The sequence below is a fragment of the Saccharothrix hoggarensis genome, from assembly GCF_042678885.1.
Lineage (GTDB): Bacteria > Actinomycetota > Actinomycetes > Mycobacteriales > Pseudonocardiaceae > Actinosynnema > Actinosynnema hoggarensis.
Genome location: NZ_JBHTLK010000257.1, coordinates 1 through 9310 on the forward strand (window position 1 = coordinate 1; position 9310 = coordinate 9310).

A 9310-nucleotide genomic window follows, 5' to 3' on the forward strand; every position below is an offset into this window, starting at 1 on the left:
CGAGGCGGCGGGCGGCCAGGCGGGACTGCGGGCGGCGGGCGGCGAGGCGGCGGGCGGCCAGGCGGGACTGCGGGCGGCGGGGCGGCAAGGGTGAAGGACGAGCGGGGAAAGTTTTCCGTCGGTTGTCACGTTCGTGCGCCGGCCGGGGTCATGGCGGTGAACGTGTTCTGGACAGCCGGGGCGGCTTGGGGCGGCTCCGGGGTCCGTCACCCGATGGGAGCCCTTTCCGATGTCCACCTCGTACGTGATCGTCACCCTCGTCGCCGCCGCCCTGGCCGGGTTCTCGGCCGCTTCCGTCTTCCTCCGCGCCAAGTGGGTCGTGGAGCCGTTGGCCGACTACGGCGTGCCGCGCGCGTGGTGGGTGTGGCTCGGTGTGGCGAAGGCCGCGGGCGCGGCGGGGTTGGTGGTGGGGTTGTTCGTGCCGGTCATCGGGGTGGCGGCGGGGATCGGGCTGGTGCTGTACTTCGCGGGCGCCGTGGTCACCGTGGTGCGGGCCCGGTCGTACGCGCACATCCCCTTCCCGCTCGTGTACGTGGCGCCGGTGGTGGCCTCGCTGGCGCTGGTCTGACGCCGACGCGCCACCGGGCGTATCCACGGCGCGGCGCGGGCCTCCTGAAGGACAGGGGGTGAGCCATGACCGATCTCCCGGACGTCGAGCGGGGAGCCCGGCGACCACCGCTGCGCGGGTCCACCGAGATCCAGGGCAACGTCCTGGCCGCGTTCAACAAGGACCACCAGCTGTTCCGGTTCGTCCGCTTCACCGACGCGAAGCAGGGGCGCACGTGGCTCGCCGCGATGCTCGGCCACGTCAGCACCACGGCCGACGTCGAGGACTTCAACGAGGTCTTCTCCCTCGGCCGCACGCTGTTCGGCGGCGACCCGGCGGGCCTGTGCGCCACCTGGGCGAACGTGTCCCTAACCCCCGAGGGGATCGTCGACCTGAGCGTCAACCCGGACGCCACGGCCGACGACCTGCGCCCGCACTTCCCCCACACCGCCGAGGAGGCCGCCGACGCCAACGGCGACACCGGCGACTCGGCGCCCGACCACTGGCTGTTCGGGCGCGCGTGCCGGCCCGTGCACGCCGTGGTGACGGTGGCGTCCGACTCGGCGGCGCGGCTGGAGTGCGCGGCCCGGAACATGGACGTGCTGGACACGCTGCTGGGCGTCACGGCCGTGCACGAGCAGCGGGCCGACACGCTGCCCGGGGACCGGCGCGGGCACGAGCACTTCGGCTACAAGGACGGCATCTCGCAGCCCGGCGTCCGCGGTTTCCACCACGAGGACGCGGACCGGCCCGGCCACCGCGTCGGCCGGCCGGGCGAGCTGCTGGTGAACGCGGGCGAGTTCGTCTTCGGTCACCCGACCGAGTCGGCTCGCCCGCGTGCCGCCGCGTGGCTGGCCGACGGGTCGATCCAGGTGGTCCGCCGCCTCACCCAGGACGTCGACGGCTGGCACGCGGCCGTCGAGGCGCGCGGGCTCGGTCCGCGGGTCGTCGGCCGCCACCGGGACGGCCGGCCGCTGGCCGCGGCGCGCGACCGCAACGACTTCGACTACTCGGACGACCCGGCGGGCACGATCACGCCGTGCCCGGCGCACACCCGCAAGACGAACCCGCGGTCGTTCACGCACCGGACGCCGCGCCAACACCGGCTGGTGCGGCGCGGCATCCCGTTCGGCCCGACCGCCGCCGGCGAGCGCGGCCTGGTGTTCGTGGCCCACTGCACGTCGCTGGACGAGCAGTTCGAGTTCGTGCAGCGGACGTGGGCGCGGAACCCGGACTTCGCCGCGGGCGAGCGCGGCGCGCCGACCGGGGTGGACGCCGTGGTCGGCGGCCCGTTCGTGCGGACCACGGGCGCGCTGTACGCGCTGGTGCCGTCGGTGAGCACGCTGCGCCTGCTCGCGGCGGGCCGGGAACTGCCCCGCTAAGGGGTGACGGGGAGTCGGTCGTGGCCGCCGTCCACGACCGGCTCCCACCCCGTGGCGTGCCGCCGCACGAGGTCCGCGGCGACGTCGTCGAACGGCCGCGCCCACACGTCCTCGTTGAACACCTCGACCTCGACGTACCCGGTGTAGCCGGCGTCGGCGACGAGCGACGTGAGGCCGACCAGGTCGACGTGCCCGTCACCGGGCAGGCCTCGGCCCAGCAGGACGTCGGCGGGCAGGGGTGTGATCCAGTCGCACACTTGGTAGGAGTGGATGCGCGGGCCGGCGCGGCGCACCTCGACCGCGAGGGCCGGGTCCCACCAGACGTGCAGCGCGTCGACGACGACGCCGACGACGTCGATCGGGTACGGCGCGGCGAGGTCCAGCGCCTGCCCCAGCGTGGACACGACGCCGCGGTCGGCGCAGAACATGGGGTGCATGGGCTCGATGGCGAGTTGCACCCCGGCGCCCTCGGCGTAGGGGGCGAGGGCCTCCAACGCGGAGGCGACGCGGCCCCGTGCCGCCACGAGGTCGCGGTCCGGCACGCCGCCGGGCACGAGGACGAGGCAGGACGCGCCGAGCGCGGCGGTCTCGTCGATGGCCCGCCGGTTGTCGTCGAGCCGCTGGTCGGCGCCGGTGAAGAACCCGCCGCGGCACAGCGACGACACCTCCAGCCCGGCCGACCTGACCAGCGCGGCCGTGCGCTCCAGCCCGTGGTCGGCGACGGGGTCGCGCCACAGGCCGACGCCCTCGATGCCGTTGCGGACGCAGACGTCGACCACTTCGGGCACGGACGCCCGCTTCACCGTGGCCTGGTTCAGGGACAGCTTCACGTCAGCACCTCCAGCAGCCGGCCCCAGCGCGCCGCCGCCAGGTCGGGGTCGGGCAGCAGCCCGGCGAGGTCCGCGAGCCGCAGCGCCTCGCCGAGGTGCACCACGTCCCGCGCCGACTGGAGGCCGCCGACCATGCCGAACGCGTCCTGGAAGCCGCTCAGCCAGGCCACGAACACCACGCCGGTCTTGTAGTAGTACGTGGGTGTGCCGAACAGGTGCCGGGACAGCGCCACGGTCGGCGACAGGACTTCGTGGTAGCGGTCGAGGTCGCCGTCGTCCAGCGCGCGCAGCGCGGTCGAGGCGGCCGGCGCGATGGGGTCGAAGATGCCGAGCAGGGCGTCGCTGTGGCCGACGTCGTCGCCCGCGATCAGCTCGGGGTAGTGGAAGTCGTCGCCGGTGTAGCAGCGGACGCCGGGCGGCAGGGCGCGCCGCAGCTCCACCTCGTGCGCGGCGTCGAGCAGCGACACCTTCACGCCGTCCACGCGGTCGGGGTAGGCGCGGATGAGGTCGAGGAAGTGGCCGGTGGCGATGGAGACGTCGGTGGAGCCCCAGTAGCCCTCCAGCGCCGGGTCGAACGCCGTGCCGAGCCAGTGCAGGATCACCGGCTGGTCGACGTCGTCGAGCAGCGCGCCGTAGACCTTCTGGTAGTCCTCGGGTCCGCGGGCGGCGGCGGCGAGCTTGCGGCTGCACATCAGGATGGGCTGCGCTCCCGCCTCGACGACGGTCGCGAGCTGTTCCCGGTAGGCGGTCAGCGGGTCGGCGGTGTCGTGGTCGGTGCCGACGCCGGCGGCGAGCCGTCCGGTGGCGATGGACGCGCTGCGGCGGATCAGCTCGGCGGCCGTGTCCCAGTCCAGGCCCATGCCGCGCTGGGCGGTGTCCATGGCCTCGGCGACGCCGAAACCGTGCTCCCACAGGCGGACCCGGTACGCGAGGGTGGCGTCCCAGTCGAGGACGGCGGGCGCGCCGGGCACGTTGCCGGCGAACGGGTCGGCGACCACGTGGGCGGCGGCGAACGCGATCCGCGACCGGAACGGGCCGGTCTCCCACGCGCGGGGCGCGGACAGCCGGTGCCGGCGGAACGCGCCGTCGCGGCCGGGCAGCAGCACGGACGTCATGCGGGCACCTCGATCCGGCGGCCGGTGCGGGAGGACTCCAGGCCGAGCGCGGCGAGCCGGACGCCGCGCACCCCGGAGTGGAAGTCGTGGGCGAACGGCGCGCCGACGGCGACGTGCTTGAGGAATTCCTCCCACTGCACCAGGAACCCGTTGTCGAACACCTCGTTGTCCGGCACTTCCTGCCACTGCGAGCGGAAGTCGATGGATGACGGCACGTCCGGGTCCCACACGGGCTTGGGCGTGACGGCGCGCGGCTGCACCACGCAGTTCCGCAGCCCGGCGACGGCGCTGCCGAGCGTGCCGTCCACTTGGAACTCCACGAGCTCGTCGCGGCGCACGCGCGTGGTCCACGACGAGTTGACCTGCGCCACGACGCCGCCCGCCATCTCGAAGATCGCGTAGGCGGCGTCGTCGGCGGTGGCGTCGTAGGGCTCGCCGTTCTCGTCCCACCGGCGCGGGATGTGCGTGACGGCGCGGGCGGTCACCGCCTCCACCGGGCCGAGGAGCCCTTCGAGGAGGTAGCTCCAGTGGCAGAACATGTCGACGACGATGCCGCCGCCGTCCTCGGCGCGGTAGTTCCACGACGGCCGCTGCGCGCTCTGCCAGTCGCCCTCGAAGACCCAGTAGCCGAACTCGCCGCGCACGCTGAGCACGCGGCCGAAGAAGCCGCCGTCGAGGAGCCGGCGCAGCTTGCGGATGCCCGGCAGGTACAGCTTGTCGGCGACCACGCCGTGCCGCACCCCGGCCGCGTCGGCGTGCCGGGCCAGGCCGTCCACCTCGTCCGGGGTGGCCGCGACGGGCTTCTCGCTGTAGACGTGCTTGCCCGCGTCGATCGCCGCCGTCAGCGCGGCCACGTGGGCGGAGGTGACCTGCGCGTCGAAGTAGACGTCGACGTCCGGGTCGCCCAGCGCGGCGTCCAGGTCGGTGGTCCAGCGCGGCAGGTCGTGGCGCTCGGCGATCTCCTTGAGCTTGGCGGCGTTGCGGCCGACCAGCAGCGGCTCGGGGACCAGCACGTCGTCGCCGACCCGGACGCCGCCCCGCTCGCGGATCGCCAGGATCGAGCGGACGAGGTGCTGGCGATACCCCATCCGCCCGGTGACACCGTTCAACGCGACGCCGATCGTGCGCACCGCCATACGTACACCCCGCTCAGGTCCGCGGCCGACCGCGGCCGCTCGAAGCTTGTGGAAAGCGCTTTCCAACACGCTACGGTCGGCTCCTCTCGGACGTCAACCTCCCGGCGGGCTAGTCTCGCCCGACCAGGACGAGAAGGAGGCGGCGTTGACGTCGCGGCAGGTCACGCTGGCGGAAGTGGCGAAGCACGCGGGCGTGTCGCTCGCCACCGCGTCACGCGTGCTCAACGGCAGCACCCGGCAGGTCAGCGAGGAGCTGCGCGAACGCGTCCTCGGCACCGCGCGCCGGCTCGGCTACCTGCCCAACGCGTCGGCGCAGGCGTTGGCGCGCAACTCCAGCGTGCTGGTGGGCCTCGTGGTGCACGACATCGCCGACCCGTACTTCTCCAGCATCGCCGCCGGTGTGACGAGGATCGCCGAGGACGCGGGCCTGGTCGTGGTGCTCGGCACCACCGGCCGCGACCCGCGCCGCGAGGTGGAGCTGGTCAACACGCTGCGCGCGCACCGGGCCCGCGCCGTGGTGATCGCGGGCAGCCGCACCACCGACCGGCACGCGTCGGAGCGGCTGGCCGAGGAGATCACCGCGTTCACCGCGCAGGGCGGCCGGGTGGCGTGCGTCTCCCAGGCGAAGCTCGGCGCGGACACCGTCGTGCCCGCGAACCGGTCCGGGGCGCGGGCCCTGGCCCGGCGGCTCGCCGACCTGGGCCACCGCAGGTTCGCCGTGCTCGCCGGTCCCCCGGACCTGCTCGTGGCGCGCGACCGGCTGGCCGGGTTCAAGGCCGGGCTGGCCGACGCGGGCGTCGACCTGCCCGACGCGCACGTGATCCGCAGCGGCTTCACCCGGGACGGCGGGCACACGGCGGTCACCGACCTGGTGGCCGCGCGCACCGGCGCGACCTGCGTGTTCGCCGTGAACGACGTGATGGCGATGGGCGCGATGGCGGCCCTGCGCGAGCACGGCCTGCGCGTGCCGGAGGACGTGTCGGTGGCCGGGTTCGACGACATCCCCACGCTGCGCGACCTGGTGCCGGCGCTGAGCACGGTCCGGCTGCCGCTGGAGGAGATGGGCGAGCGCGCGGCCCGCCTCGTGCTGGACGACGTGGCGGGCGGCCCGCGCACCGTCCGTGTCGCCGGCGAGGTCGTCCTGCGGGCGAGCACTTCGTCACCCAGCGGTATCGGACTGCGTTGACCGGCGGTTACTCTCTAAACTGGACTTGACCGACCACCCCTCACGAGGAGTGATCCCTTCCGTGCGCGACGCGCAGTCCCCGGGCAGCAGTACCGAGCCGGGTCCGATACCCGGCTGCCAGCCCCACGAAGCCCGCCCCAGGCGGGCCCGATGACCATCCTGCTCAGCGTGCTCGGCCTCGCCGCCGTGGTGCTCCTCACCGTCGGCACCTTCATCGCGGTCGCCGCCGAGTTCTCCCTCACCGCGCTGGAACGCAGCACCGTCGAGTCGCACGTCGCCCAGGTGGGTGACGCGAAGGCGCGGACGGTGGAGAAGGCCCACCGGTCCCTGTCGTTCCAGCTGTCCGGCTCCCAGCTCGCGATCACCATCACCACCCTGATCACCGGGTACATCGCCGAGCCCGCCATCGCCCAGCTCATCTCCCCCGCGCTGACCGGCGTGGGCGTGCCCGCGTCGGCGGCCGGCCCGATCGCGCTGACGATCGCGCTGGCGCTGGCCACGTCGCTGTCCATGGTGTTCGGCGAGCTGGTGCCGAAGAACCTGGCCATCGCCAAGCCGCTGGAGACGGCGCGGGCCGTCGCGGGCGTGCAGGCGGGGTTCTCCGCCGTGTTCCGGTGGCTCATCACCGCCCTGAACGGCACCGCGAACTGGCTGGTCCGCAGGCTCGGCGTGGAGCCCGCGGAGGAGCTGGCGTCGGCCCGCTCGCCGCAGGAGCTGGGCGCGCTGATCCGCTCCAGCGCCGAGCACGGCACCCTCGACCCCGGCACCGCGAGCCTGCTGGACCGGTCGCTGCGGTTCGGCGACCGGACCGCGGAGGAGCTGATGACGCCGCGCGTGCGGGTGGAGTCGCTGCGCTCCGACGCCACCGTGCTGGACCTGGTGGCGAAGGCCCGCGAGACGGGCTTCTCCCGGTTCCCCGTCTACCAGGGCGACCTGGACCAGGTGCGCGGCATCGTGCACGTCAAGCAGGCGTTCGGGGTGCCCCGCCCGCAGCGGGCGACGACGCCGGTGTCGGCGCTGACCAGGCCGGTGCAGACGGTGCCCGCCACGCTGGAGGGCGACGCGCTGCTGGACCGGCTGCGCGCCTCCGGGTTGCAGACCGCGCTGGTCGTGGACGAGTACGGCGGCACGGCGGGCCTGGTGACGTTGGAGGACGTGGTCGAGGAGATCGTCGGCGACGTGCGCGACGAGCACGACCGGCGGGAGACGGCGCCGGTGCGGCAGCTGGGCCGTGACGCGTGGCTGGTGTCCGGGCTGCTGCGCGACGACGAGATCGCCGAGGCCACCGGTTTCCGGATGCCCGAGGGCGACTACGAGACCGTGGCCGGGCTGGTGCTGGCCAGGCTGGGCCGCATCCCGGACACCGGTGACGAGATCCGGGTGGACGACTGGCGGATCACCGTGGTGCAGATGGACCGGCACCGGGTGGCCGAGCTGCGGGTGGCCCGCACCGAGGCCGGTTCGGGGGTGTCGCGGTGAGCGTCGTCGTGATCCTGCTGCTGCTGGCGGGCAACGCGTTCTTCGTCGGCGCGGAGTTCGCGATCATCACCGCCCGCCGCGACCGGCTGGAGGCGCTGGCCGAGCAGGGCAGCAGCCGGGCCCGCACGGTCATCAAGGCGGGCCGGGAGCTGCCGCTGCTCATCGCGGGCGCGCAGCTCGGCATCACGCTGTGCTCGCTCGGGCTCGGCGCGCTGGGCGAGCCCGCGGTGGCGGCGATGCTGGAGGCGCCGTTCCACGGCGTCGGCATCCCGGACGCCGTGCGGCACGGCGTGGCGTTCGCGCTGGCGCTGATCATCGTCGTGGCGCTGCACACGGTGCTGGGCGAGATGGTGCCGAAGAACCTGGCCATCGCCGGTCCGGAGCGCACCGCGCTGCTCCTGGTGCCCGCGCACTTCTGGTTCTGCCGCCTGGTCGCGCCGCTGCTGCGCGGGTTCACCGTGGTGTCGACGGCGGTGCTGAAGCTCGTGGGCGTGACGCCGAGGGACGAGCTGGAGTCGGCCTACACGCGCGACGAGCTGGCCCTGCTGATCGGGCAGTCCCGCCAGGAGGGCCTGCTGGAGGACTCGGAGCACCGGCGGCTGGCGCAGACCCTGTCGTCCGCCGAGCGGACCGTCGCGGACGTCCTGGTGCCGCTGGCGCGGGTCACGGCGGTGTCGGCGCGGCCCACCATGGGCGAGGTGGAGGCCGCCGTGTCGGCCACCGGCTTCTCCCGCTTCCCGGTGCGCGACGAGCAGCGGCTGATCGGGTACCTGCACGTCAAGGACGTGCTGGACCTGGCGGACGCCGACCCGTCCACGCGGGTGCCGCCGAGCCGGGTGCGCGGCCTGCCGCGGGTGCCGGTGGACGCGAGCCTCGACGACGCCGTGGCGGCGCTGCGGCGCGCCCAGAGCCACCTGGCGCAGGCCGTGTCGGCCGACGGCGCGGTGCACGGCCTGGTGGCGTTGGAGGACCTGGTCGAGGAGTACGTGGGCACCGTCCGCGACGGCACGCACGTGCGGCGCGAGCTGTAGCCGGGGCGGGAGCCGGCGTTCCCGACGCGCCGGGGACGCCGGCTCCCGCCCGGGCCCGATCCCGAGGTCCGCCCCGTCGTCGTCGCCCAGGGTCGATGTCGTGATCACCACGAACGACCGCGTCGAGATCGTCGACACCACCCAGCACCTCGTGTCGAACCACCTGGTGGACGTCGACGGCGACCGGGCCGTGGGCGACCGCCCGGTTCCAGGCGGTGCACGTGCCGGCGAACCCGCACGGCGACCCCACCTGGACCCCGGGCGGCCACCACCGCTTCGGCCTCGTCCGCACCGGCGGCGGCCGGCGCGTCGACGCCGTCACCATGACCACGACGTGGGCGACGGGCAGTCAGCAGATCATGACGCCGGCCGCACCGCCGGCAGGCTGACCAGCCCCCGCTCCCGCTCCGGCTCGGCGGAGGGCGCCAGCGGCGGCACGCTCACCAGCTCGAGGTCCCGGTCGGCGGCCCGGTCCAGGGCCGCCACGATCCACGCCTCGAAGTCGGCGTTGGCGGCCATCGCGGCCCGCCGCCACCGGTCCACCGCCTCGCTGCCCGCGGCCACCCGCGGCATCACCGCGCGGTACGGCCGGGAGCCGGAGATC

The 9310-nt window shown here is 74.5% G+C and carries 8 protein-coding genes and 1 pseudogene; 5 read left to right on the plus strand and 4 right to left on the minus strand.

Going from position 1 to position 9310, the window contains the following annotated elements:
* Positions 1-229: 229 nt before the first annotated feature.
* Together ACFQ3T_RS31140 and ACFQ3T_RS31145 are read left to right on the plus strand one after the other, a co-directional pair.
* The gene (locus ACFQ3T_RS31140) at positions 230-568 is read left to right on the plus strand and encodes a DoxX family protein (protein WP_380728771.1); all 339 of its coding nucleotides are present in this window, start codon (positions 230-232) and stop codon (positions 566-568) included.
* Between the two features lie 65 nt (positions 569-633).
* Entirely contained in the window at positions 634-1929 is a 1296-nt protein-coding gene (locus tag ACFQ3T_RS31145; RefSeq protein WP_380728773.1) for a Dyp-type peroxidase, read from the plus strand.
* Here ACFQ3T_RS31145 and ACFQ3T_RS31150 read toward each other — a convergent pair.
* From ACFQ3T_RS31150 to ACFQ3T_RS31160, 3 genes are read right to left on the minus strand one after another with little or no spacing between them, the layout of a single operon-like run.
* Positions 1926-2759, minus strand: coding sequence for a sugar phosphate isomerase/epimerase family protein (locus ACFQ3T_RS31150; protein ID WP_380728775.1), 834 nt, complete (start codon positions 2757-2759; stop codon positions 1926-1928). The two genes, ACFQ3T_RS31145 and ACFQ3T_RS31150, sit on opposite strands and share 4 nt — an antisense overlap.
* Positions 2756-3874 carry a dihydrodipicolinate synthase family protein gene (locus ACFQ3T_RS31155; protein WP_380728777.1) on the minus strand — a complete coding sequence of 373 codons (1119 nt, stop codon included), beginning with the start codon at positions 3872-3874 and terminating at the stop codon, positions 2756-2758. Before ACFQ3T_RS31155 ends, ACFQ3T_RS31150 begins: the two co-directional genes overlap by 4 nt.
* Complete coding sequence (locus ACFQ3T_RS31160; protein WP_380728779.1) at positions 3871-5010, minus strand: Gfo/Idh/MocA family protein; 1140 nt, start codon at positions 5008-5010, stop codon at positions 3871-3873. Before ACFQ3T_RS31160 ends, ACFQ3T_RS31155 begins: the two co-directional genes overlap by 4 nt.
* A gap of 145 nt (positions 5011-5155) precedes the next feature.
* Here ACFQ3T_RS31160 and ACFQ3T_RS31165 point away from each other — a divergent pair, with 145 nt between their 5' ends.
* The 3 genes from ACFQ3T_RS31165 (at position 5156) to ACFQ3T_RS31175 (ending at position 8706) form a co-directional block, all read left to right on the plus strand.
* Entirely contained in the window at positions 5156-6196 is a 1041-nt protein-coding gene (locus ACFQ3T_RS31165) for a LacI family DNA-binding transcriptional regulator (RefSeq protein ID WP_380728781.1), read from the plus strand.
* 150 nt (positions 6197-6346) lie between these two features.
* Entirely contained in the window at positions 6347-7675 is a 1329-nt protein-coding gene (locus tag ACFQ3T_RS31170; RefSeq protein WP_380728784.1) for a hemolysin family protein, read from the plus strand.
* Positions 7672-8706, plus strand: a complete 1035-nt coding sequence (locus tag ACFQ3T_RS31175; RefSeq protein ID WP_380728786.1) for a hemolysin family protein — start codon at positions 7672-7674, stop codon at positions 8704-8706. Before ACFQ3T_RS31170 ends, ACFQ3T_RS31175 begins: the two co-directional genes overlap by 4 nt.
* Positions 8707-9063: 357 nt before the next feature.
* On the opposite strand, the pseudogene ACFQ3T_RS31180 reads toward ACFQ3T_RS31175, so the two are convergent.
* A pseudogene (locus ACFQ3T_RS31180) lies at positions 9064-9310 on the minus strand (hypothetical protein); the annotation flags it as partial.

Excerpts from the sequence above, each read along its gene's own strand:
- ACFQ3T_RS31140 (WP_380728771.1), top strand. The coding sequence starts at position 230 with ATGTCCACCTCGTACGTGATCGTCACCCTCGTCGCCGCCGCCCTGGCC.
- ACFQ3T_RS31145 (WP_380728773.1), top strand. The coding sequence starts at position 634 with ATGACCGATCTCCCGGACGTCGAGCGGGGAGCCCGGCGACCACCGCTG.
- ACFQ3T_RS31155 (WP_380728777.1), bottom strand. The coding sequence starts at position 3,874 with ATGACGTCCGTGCTGCTGCCCGGCCGCGACGGCGCGTTCCGCCGGCAC.
- ACFQ3T_RS31160 (WP_380728779.1), bottom strand. The coding sequence starts at position 5,010 with ATGGCGGTGCGCACGATCGGCGTCGCGTTGAACGGTGTCACCGGGCGG.
- ACFQ3T_RS31170 (WP_380728784.1), top strand. The coding sequence starts at position 6,347 with ATGACCATCCTGCTCAGCGTGCTCGGCCTCGCCGCCGTGGTGCTCCTC.